The 24,566-nt window shown below is 65.3% G+C and carries 25 protein-coding genes; 8 read left to right on the top strand and 17 right to left on the bottom strand.

The window, feature by feature from the left end:
* Positions 1–42: 42 nt before the first annotated feature.
* The 6 genes from ACED18_RS05180 (at position 43) to ACED18_RS05155 (ending at position 6,771) form a co-directional block, all read left to right on the top strand.
* The gene (locus tag ACED18_RS05180) at positions 43–1,707 is read left to right on the top strand and encodes a peptide ABC transporter substrate-binding protein (RefSeq protein ID WP_377289640.1); all 1,665 of its coding nucleotides are present in this window, start codon (positions 43–45) and stop codon (positions 1,705–1,707) included.
* Between the two features lie 163 nt (positions 1,708–1,870).
* A complete protein-coding gene (locus ACED18_RS05175) occupies positions 1,871–2,821 on the top strand; it encodes an ABC transporter permease (protein WP_377289638.1) in 951 nt (316 codons plus the stop codon).
* 34 nt (positions 2,822–2,855) lie between these two features.
* Complete coding sequence (locus ACED18_RS05170) at positions 2,856–3,746, top strand: ABC transporter permease (RefSeq protein WP_377289636.1); 891 nt, start codon at positions 2,856–2,858, stop codon at positions 3,744–3,746.
* A 13-nt stretch (positions 3,747–3,759) separates the two neighbouring features.
* Positions 3,760–5,085, top strand: a complete 1,326-nt coding sequence (locus ACED18_RS05165) for an NAD(P)/FAD-dependent oxidoreductase (protein ID WP_377289634.1) — start codon at positions 3,760–3,762, stop codon at positions 5,083–5,085.
* Between the two features lie 34 nt (positions 5,086–5,119).
* A complete protein-coding gene (locus tag ACED18_RS05160; protein WP_377289632.1) occupies positions 5,120–5,467 on the top strand; it encodes a cupin domain-containing protein in 348 nt (115 codons plus the stop codon).
* Between the two features lie 260 nt (positions 5,468–5,727).
* Positions 5,728–6,771, top strand: coding sequence for an acyltransferase family protein (locus ACED18_RS05155; RefSeq protein WP_377289630.1), 1,044 nt, complete (start codon positions 5,728–5,730; stop codon positions 6,769–6,771).
* Positions 6,772–6,874: 103 nt separating this feature from the next.
* On the opposite strand, the gene ACED18_RS05150 is transcribed toward ACED18_RS05155, so the two are convergent.
* From ACED18_RS05150 to ACED18_RS05075, 16 genes are all read right to left on the bottom strand, one after another.
* Positions 6,875–7,411: a ferritin-like domain-containing protein gene (locus tag ACED18_RS05150; protein ID WP_377291051.1), complete on the bottom strand. Its 537-nt coding sequence runs from the start codon at positions 7,409–7,411 to the stop codon at positions 6,875–6,877.
* A 200-nt stretch (positions 7,412–7,611) separates the two neighbouring features.
* The gene (locus ACED18_RS05145; protein WP_377289628.1) at positions 7,612–8,592 is read right to left on the bottom strand and encodes a lysophospholipid acyltransferase family protein; all 981 of its coding nucleotides are present in this window, start codon (positions 8,590–8,592) and stop codon (positions 7,612–7,614) included.
* A gap of 13 nt (positions 8,593–8,605) precedes the next feature.
* Positions 8,606–10,018 (bottom strand): cytochrome P450, encoded by a 1,413-nt coding sequence (locus tag ACED18_RS05140; RefSeq protein ID WP_377289626.1) that lies wholly within the window; start codon positions 10,016–10,018, stop codon positions 8,606–8,608.
* 162 nt (positions 10,019–10,180) lie between these two features.
* Positions 10,181–11,092 (bottom strand): ABC transporter permease, encoded by a 912-nt coding sequence (locus tag ACED18_RS05135; RefSeq protein WP_377289624.1) that lies wholly within the window; start codon positions 11,090–11,092, stop codon positions 10,181–10,183.
* Entirely contained in the window at positions 11,089–12,174 is a 1,086-nt protein-coding gene (locus tag ACED18_RS05130) for an ABC transporter permease (RefSeq protein ID WP_377289622.1), read from the bottom strand. The genes ACED18_RS05135 and ACED18_RS05130 overlap by 4 nt, the downstream gene beginning before the upstream one ends.
* Complete coding sequence (locus ACED18_RS05125; RefSeq protein ID WP_377289620.1) at positions 12,171–13,715, bottom strand: ABC transporter ATP-binding protein; 1,545 nt, start codon at positions 13,713–13,715, stop codon at positions 12,171–12,173. Before ACED18_RS05125 ends, ACED18_RS05130 begins: the two co-directional genes overlap by 4 nt.
* Before the next feature lie 10 nt (positions 13,716–13,725).
* A complete protein-coding gene (locus ACED18_RS05120) occupies positions 13,726–14,823 on the bottom strand; it encodes a BMP family ABC transporter substrate-binding protein (RefSeq protein ID WP_377291049.1) in 1,098 nt (365 codons plus the stop codon).
* 32 nt (positions 14,824–14,855) lie between these two features.
* Entirely contained in the window at positions 14,856–16,235 is a 1,380-nt protein-coding gene (locus ACED18_RS05115; RefSeq protein ID WP_377289618.1) for an amidohydrolase, read from the bottom strand.
* 4 nt (positions 16,236–16,239) lie between these two features.
* Positions 16,240–16,917, bottom strand: coding sequence for a glutathione S-transferase family protein (locus tag ACED18_RS05110; RefSeq protein ID WP_377291047.1), 678 nt, complete (start codon positions 16,915–16,917; stop codon positions 16,240–16,242).
* A gap of 11 nt (positions 16,918–16,928) precedes the next feature.
* Positions 16,929–17,774: an aromatic ring-hydroxylating dioxygenase subunit alpha gene (locus ACED18_RS05105; RefSeq protein WP_377289616.1), complete on the bottom strand. Its 846-nt coding sequence runs from the start codon at positions 17,772–17,774 to the stop codon at positions 16,929–16,931.
* Positions 17,771–18,424, bottom strand: coding sequence for a Rieske 2Fe-2S domain-containing protein (locus tag ACED18_RS05100; protein ID WP_377289614.1), 654 nt, complete (start codon positions 18,422–18,424; stop codon positions 17,771–17,773). Before ACED18_RS05100 ends, ACED18_RS05105 begins: the two co-directional genes overlap by 4 nt.
* Before the next feature lie 273 nt (positions 18,425–18,697).
* The gene (locus tag ACED18_RS05095) at positions 18,698–18,931 is read right to left on the bottom strand and encodes an acylphosphatase (protein WP_377291045.1); all 234 of its coding nucleotides are present in this window, start codon (positions 18,929–18,931) and stop codon (positions 18,698–18,700) included.
* A gap of 102 nt (positions 18,932–19,033) precedes the next feature.
* Entirely contained in the window at positions 19,034–19,330 is a 297-nt protein-coding gene (locus ACED18_RS05090; protein ID WP_377289612.1) for an antibiotic biosynthesis monooxygenase, read from the bottom strand.
* A gap of 102 nt (positions 19,331–19,432) precedes the next feature.
* Positions 19,433–20,179, bottom strand: coding sequence for an EAL domain-containing protein (locus ACED18_RS05085; protein ID WP_377289610.1), 747 nt, complete (start codon positions 20,177–20,179; stop codon positions 19,433–19,435).
* A gap of 134 nt (positions 20,180–20,313) precedes the next feature.
* Positions 20,314–21,006: a D-allulose 6-phosphate 3-epimerase gene (gene alsE, locus ACED18_RS05080; RefSeq protein ID WP_377289608.1), complete on the bottom strand. Its 693-nt coding sequence runs from the start codon at positions 21,004–21,006 to the stop codon at positions 20,314–20,316.
* Between the two features lie 32 nt (positions 21,007–21,038).
* Complete coding sequence (locus ACED18_RS05075) at positions 21,039–21,953, bottom strand: ribokinase (RefSeq protein WP_377289606.1); 915 nt, start codon at positions 21,951–21,953, stop codon at positions 21,039–21,041.
* A 267-nt stretch (positions 21,954–22,220) separates the two neighbouring features.
* Between ACED18_RS05075 and ACED18_RS05070 the strand changes: the two genes are divergently transcribed.
* Positions 22,221–22,721, top strand: a complete 501-nt coding sequence (locus tag ACED18_RS05070; RefSeq protein WP_377289604.1) for a DUF4405 domain-containing protein — start codon at positions 22,221–22,223, stop codon at positions 22,719–22,721.
* 19 nt (positions 22,722–22,740) lie between these two features.
* Here the strand turns inward: ACED18_RS05070 and serB are convergent, their stop codons facing one another.
* The gene (gene serB / locus ACED18_RS05065; protein ID WP_377289603.1) at positions 22,741–23,634 is read right to left on the bottom strand and encodes a phosphoserine phosphatase SerB; all 894 of its coding nucleotides are present in this window, start codon (positions 23,632–23,634) and stop codon (positions 22,741–22,743) included.
* Between serB and miaA the strand changes: the two genes are divergently transcribed.
* Complete coding sequence (gene miaA, locus ACED18_RS05060) at positions 23,633–24,565, top strand: tRNA (adenosine(37)-N6)-dimethylallyltransferase MiaA (protein WP_377291043.1); 933 nt, start codon at positions 23,633–23,635, stop codon at positions 24,563–24,565. The two genes, serB and miaA, sit on opposite strands and share 2 nt — an antisense overlap.
* Position 24,566 lies beyond the last annotated feature (1 nt).

Below are 24,566 nucleotides of genomic sequence, written 5' to 3'. Positions count from 1 at the left end.
TGAGATGACTTGTCACTCCATCGGATAAAAGGGGAACTGAAAATGTCCGATACCAAAAAGCCATTCCTGAACACCACGCGCCGCCAGGCGCTCGGCCTTCTCGCCCTCGGCGCCTCCGGCGTCGTCATGACCGGCCTGCCGGGGTTCACCCGCGCCTTTGCCCAAGGGGCCAAGGATGCCAAGGGACAGCTGACGATCGGCTTCTCGCAGGAGCCCACCGTCTTCAACCCGCACATGCCGCATATCGAGGTGGATGAGGGCATCCATTTCAGCATCTTCGATCCGCTGTTCTATGTGGACGAGAAGGGCGCCTTCGTTGCCGCACTCGCCGCCGAAGTCCCGACCGTCGAAAATGGCGGCATCTCCGCCGATGGCCTCAGCTGGAAGGTCAAGCTGCGCGACGACGTGAAGTGGCATGACGGCACGCCGTTCACGGCCGAGGACGTGAAGTTCACGCTGGAACTTCTGGTCGATCCGAACTTCCGCTCCTGGCGCAAGACCGGCCACGAATATGTGCGGGAGCTGACGGTGGTGTCGCCGACCGAGATCACCTGGAAGATGGAAAAGCCGTTCGCGCCCTATCCGTCGATCCTCGCCTCCACCTTCATCACGCCGAAGCATGCCTTGGGTTCTGCCGCCGACCGCAACACGGCACCCTACAACAATGCGCCCATCGGCACCGGTCCCTTCAAGTGGAAGGACCGCGTTGCCGGCGACTACATCCTGCTCGAGGCCAATGCCGACTATTTCGGCGCCGGCCCGCATATCGGGAAGCTGATCTACAAGTACGTTCCCGACCTCAACGTCATGTACACGCAGTTCAAGACCGGCGATATCGACGTGGTCGGCTTGCAGTGGATCACGCCGGATCATTACGACGAGGCGAAGGCGCTGGAAGGCAAGGTCGTCACCGTCGTGCCGGGCTCGACGGTGGAATCCTTCACGCTCAACATGGAGCGGCCGCAGTTCAAGGATCCCAAGGTGCGTCAGGCGCTTTACCACGCCATCGACAAGCAATCGATCATCGACGCGCTCTATTACGGCCTGCCGACGCCGACCGAGAGCTATGTGCCGCAGCAGTCCTTCTATTACAATCCGGACCTGCCGAAGCATGAATATTCGATGGAGAAGGCGAAGGCGCTGCTGGACGAGGCGGGCTGGGTGCCGGGCGAAGACGGTATCCGTGCCAAGGACGGCGTGAAGCTTGCCTTCACCTGCTCGACCACGGCCGGCAACCACATCCGCGAACAGGTGCAGCAGTACATGCAGCAGTCGTTCAAGGATCTCGGCATCGACATGACGATTTCCAACCTGCCGCCGGCCGTCATGTGGGGCGACTACTGGATGCTGTCGAAGTTCGACACGGTCATCGTTGGCCTCGACTTCCTGACCGGGCCGGATCCTGATACCTCCGACTTCTTCCGCTCGACCTCCAGCCCCGCCAAGGGCGGTTCGGGCCAGAACACCTGGCAGTTCGCCAATGCTGAAGTGGACGAGCTTCTGGCCAAGGGCGGCAGCCTCTTCGTGCCGGAAGAGCGCAAGGCGGCCTATCTCAAGATCCAGGAGATCATGCGCGCCGAACTGCCGTTCCTGCCGCTCTTCCAGTACGCCACCGTGCGCGGTCACAAGCAGGGTGTCGAAAACGTCGTGTTCAACATCAACACCCGCATCGACACCTGGAATGTCGGCAGCTGGACTGTCAGCTGATGTGAGCCTGCACCGGGCCTCAAGCGAGGCCCGGTCCATCGCATCGCGACGGCCCAAACCCGGCGCCTGCGCCGATCCGGCGCCGGCTGCCCGTGGCCGTTGCGGACGATCCTCAAGGCATGCCCCCGCCGCACGGATGCGCGGGCTGACCGGAGCTTGACCCATGGTCTCCTATCTTCTGAACCGCCTGTGGCAGAGCCTCGTGCTTCTGGTGCTCGTTTCCATCATCGGCTTTGCCGTGCTCAACCTCGCGCCCGGCGGTCCGCTCTCGCAGTTTGCCCTGACCCCCGGCATGACGCGGGAAGCGCTCGACCGCATCGCCGAGCAGATGGGGCTCAACCGTCCGCTGCCGATCCAGTATCTCGACTGGGCCTGGCGACTTTTGAGGGGCGACTGGGGCACATCCTACCGCGACCAGCGGCCGGTGCTGGAGATCATCTCTGGGCATCTTTTCGCGACGCTCCTGCTGATGGGATCCTCCACGCTCATCTCGATCCTCGTCGGCACCTGGATCGGCATCAAGGGCGCGACGAAGCGCTATTCGCTTTTCGATTATACCGCCACCGTCGGCGCCATGGTGGCGCTGTCGATCCCGACCTTCTGGTTCGGCCTCGTCGCCATCTACGTTTTCGCGCTGAAGCTCAAATGGCTGCCGGCCGGCAACATGTACACGATCGGCGACCAGTCCTTCTATGACTATGCCATCCATCTCGTCATGCCGAGCCTCGTGCTGGCGCTCGTCAACATCGCCGTGTGGAGCCGCTACATGCGCACCGCGACGCTCGATGTGATCAATCAGGACTTCGTCCGCACGGCCCGCGCCAAGGGGCTTTCGCCGCGCCGCGTGCTGATGAAGCATGTGGTGGGGAACGCCCTTTTGCCGATGATCACGCTCGCCGGCCTGCAACTGCCGACCATTCTCGGCGGCGCGCTGGTCACCGAAACGGTCTTCACCTGGCCGGGCATGGGGCGGCTCTTCCTCGATAGTCTCGGATACCACGACTATCCCGTCGTCATGGGCCTCCTGATGTTTTCCGCCATTCTCGTTCTCGCCGGCAGTCTTCTCGCCGATCTCCTCGTCGCGCTGGTCGATCCGCGCATCCGTCTCGGCTGATCGCCGGTCGCCACCTGCCTGAAGGGATAGATCCATGTCCGCAGCCACGCTTCCGACATCCGCCGCCGCACCCGGCAGCCACTGGTGGCAGAGCCGCACCGTCCGCCGCTTCGCACGCCACAAGCTCGCCGTCGTCGGTGTCGTGATGATCGGGATCCTGATCTTCGCCTGCGTCGTCGGCCCGCATCTCTTGCCCTATGACGAGCTTTACATCGACCTGCGGGCCCGTTTCGCGCCACCGCTCACCGGCTACCACATTTTCGGCACCGATCCGCTCGGGCGCGATATCGCGGCACGGCTCTTCAATGCCGGGCGCATCTCGCTGCTCGTCGGCTTCTTCGCCATGGTGCTCTCGACGCTGATCGGCACCGTAATCGGCGTTGTGGCCGGCTATTACGGCGGGCGCGTTGGGGCGGTGCTGATGCGCTTCGTGGATGCCTTCCTGTCCTTTCCGAGCATCTTCCTGCTGCTCGCGCTCGCCGCCTTTGTGAAGCCCAGCCCCTTCATGATCACTGTCATCATCGCGGTGACGAGCTGGATGGAAATCGCCCGTCTGGTCGAGGCCGAGGTGCGCTCGCTGCGTGAGCGCGATTTCGTGCTGGCGGCGCGCATGCTCGGCCTGCCGAACGGCTGGATCATGTTCCGCGAGCTTCTGCCGAACGCGGTCGGGCCGATCATCGTGGCGGCGACGCTGACGGTGGCGCGGGCGATCCTGCTCGAGGCCTATATCAGCTTCCTCGGCTACGGCATCCAGCCGCCGCTGCCGAGCTGGGGCAACATGCTGAACGGCGCGCAGCAATATCTCGACAAGGCGCCGTGGCTCGCCATCGTGCCCGGCGTCGCCATCACGCTCGCGGTCACCAGCTTCAACTTCATCGGCGATGGCCTTCGCGATGCGCTCGATGCGCGCAGCGACCTGAACTGAGGGGGAGGATGCCATGACGCGGTTTTCGCCCTTCGACGCCACGCTCTGGTATGCGACAGCCGCCGCTGCCCCGCGCACGGAAACGCTCGACGGCACGGTGAAGGCGGATGTCTGCATCGTCGGTGCCGGCTATGCCGGGCTGACGACGGCGCTGGAACTCGCCAAGGCCGGCGTCAGCGTGGTCGTGCTGGAACGGGAGGAGGCGGGCTTTGGCGGTTCGGGCCGCAATGCCGGCCACTGCACGCCGACCTTCACCCATTACAGCCTGCCGGAGCTGCGCAAGATGCTGGGGCAACCCTGGGCGGAACGGCTGATCGACCGGCAGACGCGGGCGAACGACCGGGTCGCCGCCATGGTGCGCGACTACCAGATCGACTGCGAGTGGGTGCAGAACGGCTATGTGATGGGCGCGCACTACAAGGGTGCGCTGGCCGGTATCCGCAAGAAGGTCGAGACCTACAATGCCGTCGGCGCGAAGACGCGTTTCGTGGACCGCGACGAGGTGGCCGCGATCACCGGTAGCCCGCGCTTTCACGGCGGCTGGCTGCACGAGGAGGCGGGGCATCTCAACCCGCTCGGTTACGCGCGCGGGCTGGCGCGGGCCGTCATCCAGGAGGGGGCGAAGATCTTCACGGGCTCTGCCGCGACGTCCTGCGAGCGCGAAGCGGGCGGCGGCTGGACGGTGGGGACGGCGGGCGGCGCCGTGATTGCCGACAAGGTGATCTTCACGACCGGTGCCTATACGGTCGGCGGCTGGCCGAAGCTCGACCAGACCTTCAAGATCCAGCGCGTCTTCGTGGCGGCGACACAGGTGCTGTCGGAGGAAACGCGCCGCAGCGTGCTTCCGCAGAACACCACGATCCATGACGGGCGCGGCGACATCTACGTTTACAAATACAATGCCGAAGGCCGGATCGTTGCGTCGATGTTCCCCATGGGCCGGCGCGGGCGCGACATGGCCTATACGCGCCAGGTGATGAGCGAGCGGCTGAAATGGCTGCATCCTGATATCCGCGAGGAGATCCGCTGGGACTATTTCTGGTTCGGCGAACTCGACATGCAATATCGAACCATTCCGCGCTTCTACGATCTCGCGCCCGGCGTCGTGGCGCTCACGGGCCTGTCCGGCCGCGGGGTGCCGACCGGCTCGATGCTGGGATCGATCCTGTCGGAATGGGCGCTGGGCAAGCCGCAAAACGAGCTGGCCTTGAAGCTGGAGCCGCTCAAAGCCGCACCCTTCTACATGGCCTTCGGGCCGGCGCTGACGCTGCGCTACTACCGGATGCGCGACAATCTCGCGACCCGTCTTTCCGGCGCGGCGCTGCCGCCGCACGCCTGACAACCATCAGAGATAACCCAAGGAGACTGCCGCAATGAGCATGCCCATCTACAACATCGCCGACGACATCGACCTCACGCCCGCCATGCCGGCCGAGGGCCGCGATGACGGTTCCTATCGCCGGCCGATCTGGCAGGATACGGTCGAGAACGGCACGATCGTCGCCGTCTGGAAGGCCGAGCCCGGCATCTACAACTATCCGGGCCGCGATCTCGAAGAGACTTTCGTGGTCGTGGAAGGGGAAGCCATCTATTCGCAGGCCGAGGAAACTCCGGTGAAGATCGGCCCCGGCACCATCGTTTCCATTGCCAAGGGCGTGCCGAGCCGGCTGGAAATTCTCTCGCCCTTCCGCAAGCTTGCGACGGTCGTGCCGAAGCCCTGATACTTCAGCAAGACTGGACAAGGGACAGCCAGCCCGCAACTCCCTGCAGTATGCGCGCCGCGCTCACCCGCGGCGCGCACTCCGCCCTGTTCGGCGGCATTTATCCACGCCTCACGTGCCCGGCATGGCCGCAAGGGATCCGATGTGAAGCTGAAGGGGGCTCTCCTCGGATCCTTCATAAGTCTGCATATATATTAGACAAATTTCAACAGACACATGGTATTCCGGCAGAAGGGATGGGCGCCGAGCGGGGGGATGCCATGGATCTGGCCGGGCGGGCCCATTTTCGATCGATTCACGTGTTGCGTGGCGCGGCAGCCTTCTCGGTGCTGCTGTTTCACCTGCATGTGCAACTGGTTCGGATGGGCTATGATGGCTGGTGGCCGCAGTTTCTGCAAAGCGGCGTTGATCTCTTCTTCGTCATCAGCGGCTTCGTGATGTGGCAGACGACGGCCGGCCGAACGGTCGGGGTGGTCGACTTCTATGGGAAGCGACTGCGCCGGATCGCGCCGCTCTACTGGATGATGACGACGGCCATCGTCGTCGTGGCGCTGGTCGTGCCAAGTGCCCTGCAATCCACACAGATCAGCCTCTGGCATACTCTGGCGTCCTACCTCTTCATCCCATCGGTGACACCGGGCGATACGATCATCGCGCCGGTTCTCCTGCCGGGCTGGACGCTGAACTACGAAATGTTCTTCTACGCCATTTTCGGCGCATGCCTGTGGATGCCGACCATCTGGCGGCTGCGCATCGTGCCGGCCCTTCTCGTCGCTATCGTGCTGGCCGGCCTTGTCTTTCGTCCGCAGGCGTCGGCGCTGGCGTTCTGGACATCGCCGATCATCCTCGAATTCGGCTTCGGGATCATCGCCGGCTACATGGCCTCTTCGGTCAGCTTTTCAAACGGCGCGCTGGCGCGGCTCTTCATCCTCAGCCTTGCCGTGGTGATGGGGACGGGCAATCTCGAGCTCGGCGAAAGCCGCTGGCTGCTGCACGGGCTGCCGGCGGCGATCATGATGCTGAGCCTCGTCGGCATCGAAAGGGCAGGCGCGCTGCCACATCTGCCGGTGCTCTCTCGTCTTGGCGACTGCTCCTATTCGCTTTATCTCTCCCACGGCCTCATCCTGTCGGCCGTTGCGCAGGGCTGGCGCGGCATGGGCTGGTCCGGATCGGTGATGGGGTGGCTGACCTACATGGTCTGCGCCGTCGCCGCAGCCGTCCTCGTCGGCTGGCTGGTCTACCGCCTTGTCGAAAAACCCGCGATCGGGCTGGTCGCAAGCCGCAGGACACCCGCTGCCGCCTGAGCGGGCGGCGCAAAAAAAGGACGAGGGGCCGGCCTTCTCCCGTGGCCGCCCCCTCGCGTTCCGCGTCGTGTCGACCAACGCGTTCCTGGTCTCTGTTATCGCCTCAGGCAGCCTTGCGCGCGCCTTCGCCGGCGGCGTTGACTGCCGTTTCGGCCAGCTGCGTCAGGCTTGCATCCGTCTTCGTCTCTTCCTTCAGGGTCGCATCCAGAAGTGCCACGGCATCCTTGTAGCCGAGCTGGGCGGCCCAGGCCTTCAGCGTGCCGTAGCGGGCGATCTCGTAGTGCTCGACGGCCTGGGCTGAGGAGACAAGGCCGGCATCAAGCGCTGGCGTATCCTTGAATTCCTCCATGATTTCCTCGCCTTCGGCGATGATGCCCTGGATCGCCTCGCAGGTCTTGCCCTGGGCGCGCTTGCCGATGATCTCGAAGACCTGCTGCAGGCGCTCGATCTGGCCCTGGGTTTCTTCCTTGTGCTGCTCGAAAGCCTGCTTCAGCTTGTCGTCCGTCGCCGAACGCGCCATTTTCGGCAGTGCCTTCAGGATCTGGCGTTCGGCGTAATAAATGTCCTTCAGCGTATCGTAGAACAGGTCGTTGAGGGTCTTGGTGGCCACGGGAAACTCCTTGTCGGATGACGTCAGCATCGGGGTGAGGGCGGTCCGGACAGGTGGGGCGCTCGTCTGCCGTTTCGTTGGCCGTGGCGGGAAATCGGAAAAACCGCCGCGTTCGCCATCCCTGTCGCGTCCGATTGACACGAACCGTTCCTCTGGCCGCCTAACCGGACCTCCCGCGAAACGTTCCCGTAAATGTTCAGAATTCTGGTTGGTGCGTTTGACGCTAAGCGTCAGAGATGATGATCGAGGAAGAACCACTGGTCGATGTGGGCGCTGACGACGGGTTCGATCACGGCGTTGAGGCGGGCGACATCGGTCGCGAGGCTCGCGCCGGCCTCGTCTTCGGGTGTCAGGTCGAGAGATGGAAGCCAGCGACATTCGAAGCGGGCGCCATCGCGGCGCAGCACGTGCACCGGCACGATTGAGGCGCCGGAATGGCGCGCCAGCCGGACGGCGATGGCGAGGTTGCCGGCCAGGTGCGGCGGGCGGCCGAAGAAGGGTGCCATGATGCGGTTTTCGAAGCCCTCGTCGCCGAAGATCATCACGACGCCGTCCTTGCGGGCGAGATGTTTCAGGGCCGGCCTGACGCCGCGAACGCCGGGCGCCAGAAGTTCGGCGCCGAAATTGCGGCGGATGCGGCAGGCCGTGCTGTGTTCAAAGCGGCTTTCCGGCGGCATGTAGAAGGTGGCGACCGGCACGCCGAGCGTTCGCAGCACCGGAGGCAGGAGCTCCCAGTTGCCGAGATGCATGGCGAGAATGATGATGGGTCCCCGGCTGCGGGCTGCATGCAGGTGCTCGGCACCGGTGATGGAGACATTTCGGCCGCTGGCGATGCGTGGCAGGACGGAGAATTCCGCCATCAGCCGGCCCTTGTTGCGCCAGTTGGCGCGCATGACCGCGGCCGGGTCGAGGTCCGGGCGAATGCGGGCGGCGTTTTCCTGCATGCGGCGGCTGCGGCCGGGATAGAAGCGGCAGACGATGCCGTAGTGGAAGGCGCCGAGCATCGACGCCCAGGCGGACGGCAGAAGCTTCAGGCCGTGGAAGCTCAGCCATTTCGGGGCATCGTTCAGCGTGTCGTGCCACCAGTAGCGAAGGAAGGCCTGCCGCCGCTCACCCCCGGCGAGAAAATCGGCGAGCGGGGGCGGCGTCTCTTCCTGCCAGACGAAGGCCTTGCGGGTTTCAAGGCCGGCATCCGTGTTCTTGGTCCGCATCGTGCCGTGCTCCCTACCGCGCCTGAAGCGTCATCGGCATGCCGCCCACGGGCCTCAGCGTCAGGCGCGAGGCCGGCCTGACCTTAACATCCGGTGCGAGGCGCAATGTAAAGCGCTGCGCGAGGATGGCGAGGCAGAGAATGGTTTCGGTCAGGCCGAATTGCAGGCCGGCGCAGATGCGCGGCCCGAGCGCGAACGGAAAGTAGGTGTAGGGCGCGGGGCGGCCCGGACCGAGGAACCGTTCGGGCACGAAATGGTTCGGCCGGTCCCAGACATCGGGATTGCGGTGCATGAGCCAGGGCGAGATGGTGACGAGCCCGGCCGGCAGCACGTCGATATTGCCGATCCGGTCGGCCTCGCGGGCCTGACGGCCAAGCAGCGGCACAGGCGGATAGAGCCGCAGCGTCTCTTCCACGATCGCGCGTGTGTAATCGAGCTTGCCCACGTCTTCGAGGGTGGGGCTGCGGCCAGCGCAGACGCGGTCGATCTCCGCATGCAGGGCTTCCTCCGCCCACGGGGCATGGGCGAGGAGATACCAGGCCCAGGTCAGCGTTCCCGCCGTCGTTTCCTGTCCGGCCATGAAGATCGTCGCGGCCTCGTTGCGCAGTGCCGCGAGATCAAGGCCGAGTTCGGGGTTCTTCTGCTGGCGGCGCACGAGAAGGTCCATCATCGAGCCATCGCCATGGGTGGCTTCGAGATGGTTGCTGGCAACGCGGTCGATGACGGCGCGCACGCGTTTGATGGCGCGCCGCAATCGCGGCGTCTTCAGGACCGGAATGCCGTCATCGAAGCCGGCGACATAGGCGAGGTTGATGTTGTCGACGACGCCCTGAAAGCTCGTGAAGCCGCAGACGACCTCGTTGGCCGCATCCGGGCCGATATCGTCGCCGAAGACGGCGCGGGCGATGATCTCGGCCGTCAGCCCGCCCATTTCGGAGAGCGCATCGATCGTGGTGCCCGGCGGCAGCTCGCACCAGCGCGTGACGAGCGCCTGCGACACCTCCTCCATGTGACGGGAAAACTGCGGTATGCGGCCCTTGTGCACGATGTCGGCGACCAGCGGCCGGCGGCATTTCCATGTCTCGCCATCGGAAATGAACAGGCCGTCGCCCAGAAGGTGTTCCAGCGCCCGGCGCATGGAGGGCGCCTTGCGCTCGAAATTGTCGTTGCGCGTCACCAGGACGTATTTGATGTCGTCCGGCACATTGACGGTGACAAGCTGGCGCCCGAAGCCGCGCATCTGCGAATTGCGGGTGCGATAGTCACTTTCGCGGAAGACGCTCAGATAGTCGCGGCGGGCGAGGCGGTAGAGACGGATGAAATCGCGCCCCGGACCTGTCATCGGCTCGGGACGCGCTGGCTCGAAGCTGCCCTCCGCGATGGTCTCGATAATGGCCGGCGGGTCCGCCCGGAAGGAAAAATGCATGCATCAGCACCAGGGATGAACGATGCGGGCGCGGAGCGCGACCGGAGGGAGGGAAAACCGCGAAGCCCTGCGGCGGCGCGTGGCCTGAAGCTTTGCCGCTGATTGCCGGGCTCCGCAAGCCCGGCCGGGGCGCAACATGCCATCAATCTTGATGAGTCATCGCTATCGTTCGAAGGGTTCACCGAGCGAGGCGACGCCGTTCAGCTTCAAAAGCCGCCTGTTGGCGGAGATGATGCCGAGAACGATGATGGTGACGAGGTAGGGCAGGCTGGAGAGAAGCTGCGAGGGCAGATCGATCCCGGTCGCCTGTGCCGCAAGGCTCATCAGCGACACGGCGCCGAAGAGGCAGGCGCCGAGGAAGATGCGGCCGGTGAGCCATGTGCCGAAGACCACGAGCGCAATCGCGATCCAGCCGCGTCCGGCGATCATGCCATCGGCCCACAGCGGGGTGTAGACGACCGAGGCATAGGCGCCGGCAAAGCCCGCCAGCAGGCCGCCAAACGCGATGGCGGCGATCCGCACGGCGATGACGGGATAGCCGATCGCATGGGCGGCCTTCGGATTTTCGCCGATGGCACGGATGACGAGGCCGGTCCGGGTGAAGGCAAAGCCGGCCCAGATGGCAAGGGTGAGAAGCAGCGACAGGAAGACGACGATGTCCTGCACAAAGAGCCCGCCGATGACCGGAAGATCGGAGAGGCCGGGGATTGCAAGCTTCGGCAATCCCTTCACCGTCAGGCTCTCGTAGGTCTTGCCGAAGAGGGCGGAGAGGCCCTGGCCGAGAATGCCGACGGCAAGGCCGGCGGCGACCTGGTTGGCCCGGAAACCAAGGGCGACGAGCGCGAAGACGAGGGAGAGGGCGACGCTGGCGAGGCCGGCGGCGAGGAAGGCGAGGATGTGGCCGCCGCCGTGATAGACGATGATGAAGGCGATGACGGCGCCGAGCGCCATCAGGCCTTCCACGCCGAGGTTGAGCACGCCCGCACGCTCGACGACGAGTTCGCCAAGTGCGGCCAGCAGGAAGGGCGTTGCCGCCGCCAGCATGCCGGACAGGATGAAGTCCACCGCGTTCATGCTGGCCTCCGGTCTGCGGGTTTGCGCCATTCGAGGCGATAGCGGACGAAGGCGACCGCGATCAGATAGGCGATCAGCAGGCTGCCCTGGAAGACGCGCACCGCCGCGATCGGCAGCTCGGCCGAAACCATGGCATTGTCGCCGCCGATATAGAGCACGGCCATGAACAGCGCGGAGACGATGATGCCGAGCGGATGCAGGCCGCCGAGATAGGCGACGATGATGGCGGCATAGCCGTAGCCGGTGGAAATCGAGCGCTGCAATTGCCCCAGCGGGCCTGCGACTTCCGCCGCCCCCGCAAGGCCGGCCGCAAAGCCGCCGATCAGCAGGGAGAGCCAGATGGCGCGGCCTTCGCTGAAGCCGGCATAGCCGGCCGCACGCGGTGCGAGGCCGCCCACCTGGAGCTTGTAGCCCATGAAGCTCTTCTGCATGAAGACATAGGCTGCGAGCGACAGGAGGATCGTCAGCGGGAAGGACCAGTTGACGCGGGTGCCCTCGATGAGGATCGGCACCATGGCATCGTACTGGAACATCACCGATTGCGGGAAGTTGAAGCCGTTCGGATCCTTCCAGGGGCCGAGCAGCAGATAGTTCAGCACCTGCGCGGCCACGAGGCTCAGCATCAGAGAGACGAGGATTTCGTTGGCATTCAGCCGCACGCGCCAGAAGGCGGTGATGGCGGCCCACAGCGCGCCGCCGATCGCACCCGACAGCAGCATGGCCGGCCAGATCCAGCTGCCGGTCGCCATCGGATACCAGACGGGGATGGCGGAGGCGAAGATGGCGCCGAGGATGAACTGGCCTTCCGCGCCGATGTTGAAGACCTTGGCGCGGAAGCCGATGGCCAGACCCTGCGCGATGAGGAGCAGCGGGCCCATCTTCAGCAGCACTTCGGAAAAGGCCGCCCAGCTCAGGAAGGGTTCGAGCAGCATGGCGTGGAAGACGGCGCCCGGCTCCTTGCCCATGACGGCGTAGAGCGTGAGATTGAGAAGGGTCGCAATCGCCAGTGCGGCGATCGGCGCCAGCACGGTCGCCGTCAGCGAGGCGCGCTCGCGGCGCACGAGGTGAGGGAAGGCGCTCATGCCGTGACCTTTCCGGCGCTGGCCGTCTCGACGCTGGCGGTGTGGTCCGCGCCGATCATGTAGCGGCCGACATCCTCGACGCGCGTGTCCCGTGTGACGAGGGAGGGGCTGAGCTCGCCGGCGTGGAGAACCTGGATGCGGTCGCAGATCTCGAAGAGCTCCTCGATCTCCTCCGATACGACGAGGATCGCCATGCCGGCATTGCGCAGTGCAATCAGCCGCTGGCGGATGGCGGTCGCCGCGCCGATATCCACGCCCCAGGTGGGTTGCGCGACGAAGAGCAGTTTCGGGGCCAGCATGATTTCGCGGCCCACGATGAACTTCTGCAGGTTGCCGCCAGAGAGCGCGCCTGCTTCCGCCTCCGGGCCGGGCGTCCGCACGTCGAAATCGCGGATGCAGGTCTCGGCGAAGGTCTTTGCGGCGGAACGATCGATCAGGCCGCCTTTCACGAGGTCGAGCGGGTGGGCGGTCAGGATGCCGTTCAGCACGAGCGAGAGTTCCGGAACGGCGCCGCGGCCGAGGCGATCTTCGGGCACGAAGGCAAAGCCGAGACTGCGGCGGGCGGCGGCATCGAGGCGCCCGACATCCGTGCCCATCATGAAGATCCGGTCGGTCGCCTCGCGGCCGAGCCGAGTTTCGCCGGAGATGATGGCGGAAAGCTCGGCCTGCCCATTGCCGGAAATGCCGGCAATGCCGAGGATTTCGCCGGCCTTGACCTCCAGCGTCACCTTTTTCAGGGCAACCGCGAAGGGATCGTCCGGCCTGTGGTCGAGGCCGATCAGTTCGAGGCGCTTTTCGCCCGTCTCGACGGCGGCGGCCGGCGTGATCTCCGGCATGTCGCGGCCGATCATCATGCGGGCGAGATCATGGGCATCGTGTTCGCGCGGGTCCACATGGCCGGTGACGCGGCCGGCGCGCAGGATGGTGGCGCGGTCGCAGATGGCGCGGATCTCCTCCAGCTTGTGGGAGATGAAGAGGATGGAAACGCCGCGCTCGCGCAGGCGCTTCAGCGTTTGGAAGAGCTTTTCGACCGATTGCGGCGGCAGAACCGAGGTCGGCTCGTCGAGGATGATCAGCTTCGGGTCGGTCATCAGGCAGCGGATGATCTCCACCCGCTGCCGTTCGCCAACCGAAAGCGCATGCACCTCGGCGAGCGGATCGACCTCCAGCCCGAAATCGCGGCCGAGCGTGCGCACGCGCTGAACCAGCTCGCTCTTCTTTCCGGGCACGACGAGGGCGATGTTTTCGACGACCGTCAGGGTCTCGAAGAGCGAGAAATGCTGGAAGACCATGCCGATGCCCTGACGGCGCGCCTCGGCCGGCGAGGCGAGCCGGATCGGTTCGCCCTGCCAGGTCACCGTGCCCTCGTCCGGGGTTTCCACGCCATAGATCAGCTTCATCAGCGTGGATTTGCCCGCGCCGTTTTCGCCGAGGATGGCGTGGATCGAGTGTTCCGCCACGTCCAGATCGATGCCCTGATTGGCGCGGATCTGGCCGTAGCTTTTCGAGAGGCCGCGAAGCGAGAGCAGCGGTGTGGTCATCGGCCGATGGTCACTTCGGCAGCGGCGTTGCGACGCCCTTGACGTGCCAGTCCATGGCGACGATCTCGCCATCCGAGAGCGTCTTGCCGGCGGCGACCGCTTCCGACCCGTCGGCCTTGGTGATGGGGCCGGTAAACGGCGAGAAGCTACCATCGGCGATCTTCGCTTCGGCTTCCTTGATCTTCGCCACGGTATCGGCGGGCACGGCCGGGTTCCAGTCGACCACCTCCACCACCTTGTCGGACACGCCGAGGAAGGCATTGGCGCCCTTGAAGGTGCCGGCCACATGCGCATCCACCGAGGCCTTGAAGAAGGGCGACCAGTCGGTGGCCACGCAGCCGAGATAGGTCTTCGGGGCGTAGCTCTTCATGGAGGAGTTGAGGTTGAAGGCGTAGACGCCGGCCTCCTCGCAGGCGGAGATCACGGAGGGCGTGTCCTGCGCATTGGAGAAGATCACGTCGCAGCCCTGGGCGATCAAGGCTTTGGCGGCTTCCTGCTCCTTGGCCGGGTCGAACCAGGAATTGACCCAGACGACGGACACCTCGATGTCGGGCTTCACCGCCTGGGCGCCGAGCGTGAAGGCGTTGATGGAGGTGATGAGCTCGGGGATCGCGAAGGCGGAGACGGAGCCGAGCTTGCCGGACTTGGTCAGCGCGGCGGCGGCCATGCCCATCAGGTAGGTGCCCTGGAAATATTTGGCGGCGAAGGGCGAGAAGTTCGGCGCGACCTGAAAGCCGGAGGCGTGCAGCACGGTGACGCCGGGGTTGCGCCGCGCGATCTGGAGCGCACCGTTCTGGTAGCCGAAGGAGCCGGCGATCAGCACCTTGTTTCCGTCGGCCACGGCCTTGTTCATGATGCGGTCGGCATCCGGGCCTTCGGGGATGTTTTCGAGCACGGTGACCTTCACCTTGTCGCCATAGGCGGCCTTGACCGGCTCAAGTCCCGCGGCCAGCGCATGGCCCCAGCCCACATCGCCGATCGGCGAGGGCACGACGAGCGCGATGCCGAGCGGCTCGTCGGCGGCAAGGGTCACGCGGGCGCCGATGGCGCTGGCAAGGCCGGAAAGCGCGACGCTCTTCAGAAGCGTGCGGCGGTTGATGGCGGTGATCATGTTCGGTTCCCTCTTTTGGTTGTGTCGGTTCAAAAGTCGATGGTGGCGAGCGCGGCTTCCGCGTCCGCAAAAAGCCTGCCTTCGTCGAGGCCGGTAAATTCGCCCTTCGCCCAGACGATGCGGCCGTTGATCATGGTCATGTCGGTCGGCGCGCCGATGCCGACCTTTGCGATCAGGCTCAAGGGATCGTGGCGCGTGCCGACATAGTCCATGCGGCGCGTGTCGATGGCGAAGAGATCGGCGGCCATGCCGGGCGCGAGGCGGCCGATATCGGGCCGGCCGAGCAGCGCCGCGCCGCCCGTCGTGGCATAGCCGAGGAAATCGGCCGGCGGCGGCACGGGATGGGTGCGGGTGGAGGCCACCAGGCATTGCAGCATGTAGGCCGAATGGATGCAGTGCAGGAGGTTGGAATTGTCATTCGACGCAGCGCCGTCGCAGCCGAGCCCGACGGTGACGCCAAGCGCGCTCATGGCCGGAATGTCGGTCACTTCCGCGCCCACCAGATAGACGGGCTCGGGGCAGTGAGCCACGCCGGTGCCGGAGGCGGCCATGGTGCTCAGTTCGTCGTGGGTCAGTTCCCAGCAATGGGCGTAGAACGTATCCGGGCCGGCAAAGCCCATGTCGTGGAGGTAATCGACGGTGCGGGCGCCGTGGCGGGCAAGAATCACGGGGCTTTCGCCTTCGCCGACATGGGTGTGGAGCCGGACACCCTTGTCGCGGGCAAGGCGTACCGATTCCACGAAGGTCTCGCGATAGCCGTTGACGGGCTGGCAGGGCGCGACCACGACCTGGCGCAGGCTGAAGGGTGTCGCGTCGTGATAGGTGTCGACGAGGCGGGCGCAATCGGCGATGAACTCGTCCGTCGTCTCGAGCATCTCGTCGGGAATGGTGGAGCCTTCCGCCTTCGGCAGCGAATTGCCGCCGCGGCCGGCATGGAAGCGCATGCCGAAGAGGTCGGCGGCTTCGAACTGCCGGTCGATCAGCCGCTTTCCGGCATGGCGCGGGAAATTGTACTGATGATCGAAGGCCGTGGTGCAGCCATGCTTGATCAACTCGGCCATGGCCGTGACGGAGGAATGGTAGAAGCAGTCCTCCGTCAGTCGCGAGAAGATCGGGTAGATCCGGTCAAGCCATTCGATGACGGAGAGCTTCGTCCAGTCGAGATCGGCGCGGTTGCGTACGAAGCACTGGAAGAAGTGGTGGTGGGTGTTGACGAGGCCGGGATAGACGAACCAGCCGCTGGCATCGGTGACCTCGATGCCGTCCGGCAAGGGGCCGGCCGCGAGGTTTTCGCCGATCGCCGCAATTGCGGGACCGTCCGTCAGGAGGTCCACATTACGACGGACGGCGGGGCCGATGCCGTCATTGACGATCACGGCGGCGCAGTTTTTCAGGAGGTGACCGGCCATCGGGTCAGGCCTCCGCTGCCGCTGGCGTCTCGTGCGGATCGGGCTTCAGCTCGTGCAGGCGGTGAATGCCCGGCATTTCGATGAAACCGTCGAGCGAGCGGATCGCGCGCATCCAGAGCCGGATCGAGGGGTAGGCGTCGAGCGATACGCCGCCGTCCGGCGCCAGTGCCACATAGGGGAAGCAGGCGATATCGGCGACCGTCGGCGCGCCGCCGACGAGGAAGGCTTCGCCCTTCAGCCGCTGTTCGAAAAGGGCGGCCTCCAGCTCACGCAGGGCAGCGATCCCTGCACAGCGCAGCGCGCCGATATCGCCCGGACGATGCAGCATTTCGGTAAGACGCGCGCCGCCGAGGCTGGCGGTGAGGCGGGCGGAGAAGGCGAGCCATTGCTGGATGCGTGCCGTCTGGACCGGCGCGCCAGAGCCGAGAAAGGCGGGAGCGGCCCTGCCGGCGATATAGACGAGGATGGCTGCCGACTCGGTCAGGATGAGATCGCCATCGTCCTGCGGGGCGACGAGGATAGGGATGGAGCCGGCCGGGTTCAGCGCCAGCAGCTCCGGGCCGCGATGCTCGGCGCCGGGGTGAAAATCGACCGGCCTCAGCGTCAGCTTCACGCCGGCGAGTGCCGCCATCAGGCGCGCCTTGTAGCAGCTCGGCGAGAGGATGTAGTCGTAAAGGATCATGGCGGGGAGGGTCATTGGGCCACCAGCTGTGCGCCATAGGTGAAGTCGTGGCGTTTGAGCCAGCGGCGATAGGCGACGGAGGTGAGGTCGGCGCGCGTCGGCGTTTCCATGCCGGGGTCGAGCGGCAGGCGGCGCGGGATCTGGTTTTCGAGGATCGAGCGATCCTGAAGGAAGATCATCTGCTGGAAATGGATGAGGTCGGTCATCGGCGTGTCGTCGTCATAGAGCGCCATCCACGGCCAGACATCGCAGAGGTCTTCCGTCAGCGGCTGCACGAAGAGGGTGATGACATCCCATTCGCCGGGGCGCGGCGGGCAGGTCTTGTAAAGCACCGAGCAGGTCGGCGCGGGCACGCGGTACATATATTCCGTGGTGATGCCGCCGCTTGCCGATTTGGCGGCCTGCGGCTGGTAGAACGTCACCTGTGTCGCCCAGACCTCGTCGGTGTCGTCGCGGATCTCGACCTTGTAGTTCTCGACCTCCGTATGGGGCTCGGCGCCGAGGATGTCGGTGTGGACGAAGGGGAAGTGGGCGATGTCGAGGAAATTCTCCACCGCGCGCAGGGGCGAACAGCGCACGCGCACCACGCCGACATCGACGAGACGGCGGCCGGGCTGCTCGGCTTCGGGAATATCGAAGAGCGGTCTGGCGGGGGCGCCCAGCGACGACCAGACATGGCCGTAGCGTTCGGTGACCGGCAGCGGGCGGCCATCGGCGGTGACGACTGCCGCCTTGCCGTCGTGGCCGCGCGAGACGCGGATCGTCTCGCCCATCAAAAGGGTCTGGCGTCCCTCCGGCAGGAGCCGGCTGATGAGGCCGACGGGATACCACTGGTCGATCATGGCGTTCACGGTCATGCGGCCTCTCCGGTGACAGCAGCGGCCTCGGCCGTGCGGCGAAGCGTTTCCAACGCGCGGGAGGCTGCGACCTTTTCGGCGTCGGTGGCGTCTGCGGCAAGGAGGAGGTGAAGGAGGATGCTGCCGTCCTCGGCTGCGGGGGCGATCAGGAGACGCGCCCTTGTCTCGCGGACGCTCCACTCCAGGCCGCCATCGGAAAGGGGCGTGCCAAGGCAGGCGGCGAGCGTTTCGGCTGTCGCGGCGAGCGTGATGCTGCGCAGGCCCGCAAAACCGTCATGGGCGGGCGGTGCGCCGGCATCCTCGCCGGCTGCGACCCAGAGGATGCCGTCGCGCTCGGCGGCGCTGTAGGTGGCAACGCGGATGGCTTCGGGCGGCGTCAGGCCGGGATGGGCGGGTATGGCCAGGCAGCGACCCGTCTTTGCATAGCGCCAGCCGTGATAGATGCAGGACAGCGCCTCGCCGCGCACGAAGCCGTGCGAGAGCCGCATGCCGCGATGCGGACAGCGATCGGCGACGGCCGAAACGGTGCCGCCCGCCGACCGCCAGAGGGCGAGCGCAGCATCGGCAAGACGCGCCGGGATGACCGATGCCGCCGGCAGATCCGCCGACAGGGCGACCGGTGTCCAGGCAGGGGCAGTATCCTTGGGCATCGTCAGTCTTTCCAGAGCGGGCCCGGAGAACGGGTGTTCGTCCGGCCTTCACTCTCTTTTGTCTCGTAGCGTTTCCGCCGGAGCGCGTGACTGCGGCGGGAACATAACACTGGCATTCCAGAGGCTTGACCCTCGGATCGCGTTTGGCTGAACGGGTGTCGCGCCGGCAGCCGACCTGCACGTTTGCACGAAATTTCCGCAGGTGCAATGATGGCTAATATTTGCGCACGTACCTTTTTTCAGGTGGGCGCAGCGCCTGCCATCCGGGGCTGTTCATGGCTGTGAGATTGCAGCTTCCGCGCGCCTGATGTCCTCGACCCAGACGTCGATCGGCCCCAGCGAACAGCCCATTTCCATGGCGTCGAGCAGTTCGATCGGGCCGGCAACGGTCAGTTCGATCCGCTCGGGGTCGGCGTGCTCCACGGTTTGGTCGATGCCGAGCCGGGCGGCGTGGCGGCGGATCCAGGGCAGAAAGGTCGGGGCGCCGAGCAGGCCGACAATCGTCATGCGCTCGGTGCGGATTTCGGGCGAGGTACCCCGGGGCAGGGCAGGCGCCGGAAACTGGTGATGAGACGTGACCATGGAACGCTCGGTGTCTCGGCCGGACGATCAGAAATCGCCGAACTCGGCCTTGTAGAGAAGCTTGCTGCGCGGGGCGGCCTGGATCGGCTCGAGGCGGCGCATGCATTCCTTGTAGTGTTCGGTGGCGCGGTGGGCTTCCACCGCCTCGGCGGAGGCGAAGACTTCGTAGAGGACGAAGGTGTTGGGGCTGGCTTCGTCCCTCAGCACGTCGAAGCGGATGTTGCCGGGTTCCTTGCGGGTGCCCGCATAGTTCAGGCCGATCGCGTCCCGGAATTCCTGCTCATGACCTTCCTTGATATGGACCGTCACCATCTGGATCAGCATGTGTCTTTCTCCTCCGCAAGCCGACGCGCCCGCGCCGCTCCGTCGGTGGTAGACGGTGGCGATGACAGCGTCAATTGTCGCGGGGGGCGGTCGGCGCCGGCGTCAGGCGGCGATGGGCATATGTACGGGCGACAGGGCCTCGAAGCTCGGCCGTGCGAGGAAATAGCCCTGCATGTACTGCACGCCGAGGTCGCGAAGGACGTTGAATTCACCTTCGGTCTCGATGCCCTCGCAAATCGTCGTGACGCCGAGTTCGGCAAGCATGGCGATCGTGTGTGCGACGATGGTGCGGGCCTGAGGCCGTTGGTCGATGTCGCGGATCAGTGCCATGTCGAGCTTGACGATGTCGGGGACGAAGAGGTTCAGGAGGTTCAGTCCGGACCAGCCGGCGCCAAAGTCGTCGATCGCCGTCCTGAAGCCCATGGCCTTGTAAGACTTCAGGATTTTCAGGAGATGTGCTGTATCGACCTGCTCGCTCTCGGTGAATTCGAAGATGATGTGGCTTGTCGGAAACCCGTACTGCGTGGCCGCTTCCAGCGTGGCGCGGATGCAGGCCCTCGGCTCGTAGACGGCGTTCGGCAGGAAGTTGATCGACAGGCGCGCGTCGTTAGAGGCAATCGCCAGCCGTGCGGCCAGCTCGATCGCCTTGACCCGGCAGCGCTGGTCGAAGGCGTAGAGCGAGGCTTGCGAAACCTGCGAAAGAATGGCGCCCGCGCCTTCGCCATTCACGCCGCGGACAAGCGCCTCGTGTGCAAAGGGCCGCCCGGTTCTGATATCGACGATCGGCTGGAAGGCCATGGTGATGTCGATGGGGAAGGCCGTTCCGTTCGCACAGGACGAGCAGCTCATGCGTGCGACTCCAGATTATCTTCAAATAGACGTATAATCGACGTTCGTAACCGATGCGTTACTTTTTGTCCCACGAATGTCGGTGTGTCGCCCATGCTGAAGCGTGGAAGCTGCCCGCTGTCGGTCGCGCGCGGCTACACTCTGAGTGTTGCGTCCGGCAGTTCGCCCTTGATCTCGCGGTCCATCACGTCCCATGCGGTCTCGATCGTGTCGGCCATGTGGAAAAGGCCGGTGGTGCCGAGCACCAGCACGTCCGCGCCGGCATTGACCATGCGCGCATAGGTCTTCCGGTTGCAGGAGCCGTCAATCTCGATCAGGAAGTTCAGGCCTTTGCGCGTCCGGAAATCGCGCGCCGACTCGATTTTCTCGATGACTTCCGGAATGAACGGCTGTGCGGCGTAGCCGGGATCGACGGTCATGATCGTCAGCTTGTCGAGGCGGTGCAGATAGGGCTCCACGGTCGAGAGCGGGGTCGCCGGATTGATGGCCATTCCCGGCTTGCAGCCATGGGCGCGGATCATCTCGATCGTGCGGAAGGCGTGCGCGTTGATCACCTCGGCATGCGGGGTGATGTAGGCGGCGCCCGCCTCGGCCAGAGCCGGCACCCAGAAGGCGGGATCGGTGACCATGAGATGCGCATCCATCGGCACATCCGTCACCTTTTTCACCGCCTTCATGAAGAAGGGCGAGAGCGTCAGGTTCGGCACGTAGTGGCCGTCCATGATATCGATGTGGAGGAAGTCGGCGCGGCTGTCGAGGAAGGTCAGCTGTTCGCGAAACAGCGACAGGTCCATGCACATCAGGGACGGGGCGATATGAACTCTCATGCTGCGGTCCTCCTCGACCGGAAACGGAATTTTCAGAGCGTGCCGAACATGGCTTCGGCTTCGGCGCGGGTCGGTACGCTGTCGGACGAGCCCTTGCGGGTGCAGGCAAGCGCGCCGCAGGCGGATGCGAAATGGATGGCGCGCTGAAGGCCGACGCCCTCCGCAAGGGCAACGGCCAGTCCGCCATTGAAGCTGTCGCCGGCAGCGACCGTATCAACCACGGTCACCGGGAAGGGCGGCAGATGCAGGTCGATGCCGTCGCCGAGCGCATAGACGCCGCGGGCGCCGAGCTTGACCACCGCCGTGCCGACGCCAAAGGCACGCAGGCGCTCTGCGGCAGCGCGCGCGGACGGCAGATCGACGGGATCAATCCCGGTGATCTTGAGCGTCTCGACCTCATTGGGGGTGGTAATGTCAGCCAGCTTCCAAGCGTTGCTGTCGATCGGCGCGTCCGGCACGGGGGCGGGGTCGAGGACGTAGAGCCCGCCGCCGGCCCGCACCCGGGCGGCCGCTTTCAGCGACGTTTCGAGGGGTGTCTCGATCTGCGAGAGAAGGACGCGGGCGCCGCGCAGCGCGCTCTCGTCCAGGACGTCTTCCGTCAGCGTGTCGTTGGCGCCGGGAATGACGATGATCGAATTCTGGCCGGAGGCGACAATGGGAATGACGGCGATGCCGGTGGCGGCTACCGGATCCGTGGTCACCGACCGGGCATCGATGCCGCGGCTGGCCAGCCGTTCGCGCACGAAATCACCGAAGGCATCCGCGCCGATGCGCCCGATCAGTCGGGTCGGCGCGCCAAGGCGGGCGGCGGCGGTCGCCTGGTTGCAGCCCTTGCCACCCAGCACCATGGCATAGGTTTCGCCCTTCATCGATTCGCCGGGCGCCGGCATCCGGGCCGAATAGGTGACGATATCGACGTTGATGCTGCCGATGACGACAACGGACATGGTTCTCATTCCTCCAGGCTGCCCGCTCGGTGCACGGCCGGACGGATCAGGCGGTGCGTCATGCGGATCGCCGCACTCTTCCTCCGCCCAAGGCTTCTGCGTCAAGCCATGGCGTGCAATCTGACGGCATTCGCGGCGGAAAATTTTGACGCGCGTCAACACCGCCGGGTTGTGGCTTCGCAGATTGGAATGTTTCTAAGATTTAACTTTCCTTGGAGGAGACGGTCGGCAATATGGCGGCGATCTTTGCCAAGGAACCCGCTCCCCGTGAAAGACCTGCTTTACAAATATGCCACGCCGTTGACGACCGGCCTTTTCATCATCTCGCTGATCTCCGGCGTCTTTCTTTTCGTCAAGATTGGCGGCCCGCTGAAGGGCATCCACGAATGGCTGAGCATGGTGCTGATCCTGCCCTTCGTGCTGCATCTCTGGCGAAACTGGCGGCCCTTTACCGCCTATTTCAGGCGTAAACCGATGATGATCGCGATTGCGATCAGCGTGGCGCTCACCATTCCCTTCTTTCTCGCCAGCGGCTCGCGGAGCCTTCCGCCCTACGTCCAGTTTTCCCGCGCCATGCTGAAAGGCACGCCGGCGGAGCTTGCGCCGGTGCTGGATGTTCCCGCCGCCGAGATCGTCGCTTCGCTGGTTGCGGCCGGCTATGCGGGCGCGCAGGAGAACAAGAGCTTCGAGGTGATCGCGAGCGAGGCGGCCAAGGATAACAATGCAATGATCGCCACGCTCGCGGCCGTCAGGTCCAAAGCCAACTGACGTTGGTTGGCATATCAGCTCAGGCCGGCGTCACGAAGTCGCTGCGACGGTAGCCCTGGATGTAAAGAAGCGCCGTGAGGTCGCCATGGTCGATGCGGATCTTCGCTTCGGCCGCGACTGCGGGCTTTGCGTGGAGGGCAACACCGCTTCCGGCCAGCTTGATCATGCCGAGATCGTTGGCGCCATCGCCCACGGCCATTGCCTCTGCGGGCGTGATGCCGAGGCGTGCGGCGATGTCGATCAGGGCTTCGACCTTTGCTTCGCGGCCGAGAATCGGGCGTGCGACCTCGCCGGTCAGCCTGTCTTGCGAAACGATCAGCGTGTTGGCGCGGTTTTCGTCAAAGCCGAGACGGGCGGCGACCGGGCCGGTGAAGACGGTAAAGCCGCCGGAGACGAGCGCGGTGTAATGGCCGCGGGCGCGCATGGTCGCGACAAGTTCCGGGCCGCCGGGCATTAGCGTGATGCGCTTTTCGATGACGTCACCGACGACGGAGGCCGGCAGGCCCTTCAGCAGCGCGACGCGCTCGATCAGCGCCGGCTCGAAGGCGATCTCGCCGTTCATGGCGCGGGCGGTGATGGCGGCGACCTTGTCCTTCAGGCCGACTTCGGCGGCGAGCTCATCGATGCACTCCTGCTGGATCATGGTGGAGTCCATGTCTGCGATCAGAAGCCGCTTGCGCCGCGTGTCGGCCTCCTGCACCACGACATCGACGGGGTGTCCGGCGACGGTCGCGCGCAGGGTATGTTCCGTTGTGGCCGCGTCCGCGCCGTCCTTGAGCACGATGTCGCAGGCGATGCCGTCGGCAAGCCAGTAGAGACCTGCCGCATCAACGGCGGCGGCAGCCGCTTCGCCGAGGGTCGGCGTCAGCATGGGGTTTGACGGAGCGGCGACAAGCGTGGCAACCAGAGCCATGATGAAGAACCTCGACGATCATTTCGACGCGATCCTGATAACGGGGCCGACAGCGAGCGGCAAGTCGGCGCTTGCACTTCGCCTTGCCGAGACGGTTGGCGGCGAGATCGTCAATGCCGACAGCATGCAGGTCTATGACACGCTGCGCATCCTGACGGCGCGTCCATCCGCGGATGAGATGGGCGGCATTCCCCATCATCTCTATGGCCACGTGCTGGCCGAACACGTCCACTCGACGGGCGCCTGGCTGCGGGAAGCGGCCGACGTGATCGCGGACATCCGTGCGCGGTCGAGGATCCCGATCGTGATCGGCGGGACGGGGCTCTATTTTCGGGCCCTGACCGGCGGTCTTGCGGACATGCCGACCATTCCCGACGCCATCCGGGACGGGCTGAGGGCTCGCCTTGATGCGGAGGGCGCGGAAGGGCTGCACCGGACGCTGTCGACAGTAGATCCGGAAACGGCGGCGCGGGTCGGCCCCGGCGATGCCCAGCGCGTCCTGAGGGCGCTTGAGGTGTTCGAGGCCAGCGGGCGGCCTCTTTCACAGTTCCAGAAGGAAAGCGGCCCGCAGGTCGTTGATCCCGCCCGGTCTCGGAAGCTCGTCGTGCTGCCGCCACGCGACGTGCTCTATCAGCGCATCGACCGCCGCTTTCAGCAGATGATGGACGAGGGCGCGGTGGAGGAAGTGCGCGCGCTTCTCGACAAGGCCATTCCCGACGATCGGCCGGTGATGCGGGCCATCGGGGTCGCGCAGATCGGCGATCTCCTGGCCGGCCGGATATCCCGGGATGAGGCGGCCTCCCTGGCGGCGACTGCGACGCGCCAGTACGCCAAGCGGCAGATGACCTGGTTTCGCAACCAGATGGGCCCGGACTGGCGGCGTATCGATCCGACAGACCCGGTGCAGCTGGAAGCCGCTTTCGCGCGATGAC

This window comes from Rhizobium sp. SG2393, from assembly GCF_042610495.1.
Classification (GTDB): Bacteria; Pseudomonadota; Alphaproteobacteria; order Rhizobiales; family Rhizobiaceae; genus RU20A.
The sequence above is the reverse complement of the archived record's forward strand: the minus strand, read 5'-3'. Positions and strand labels throughout refer to the sequence as shown.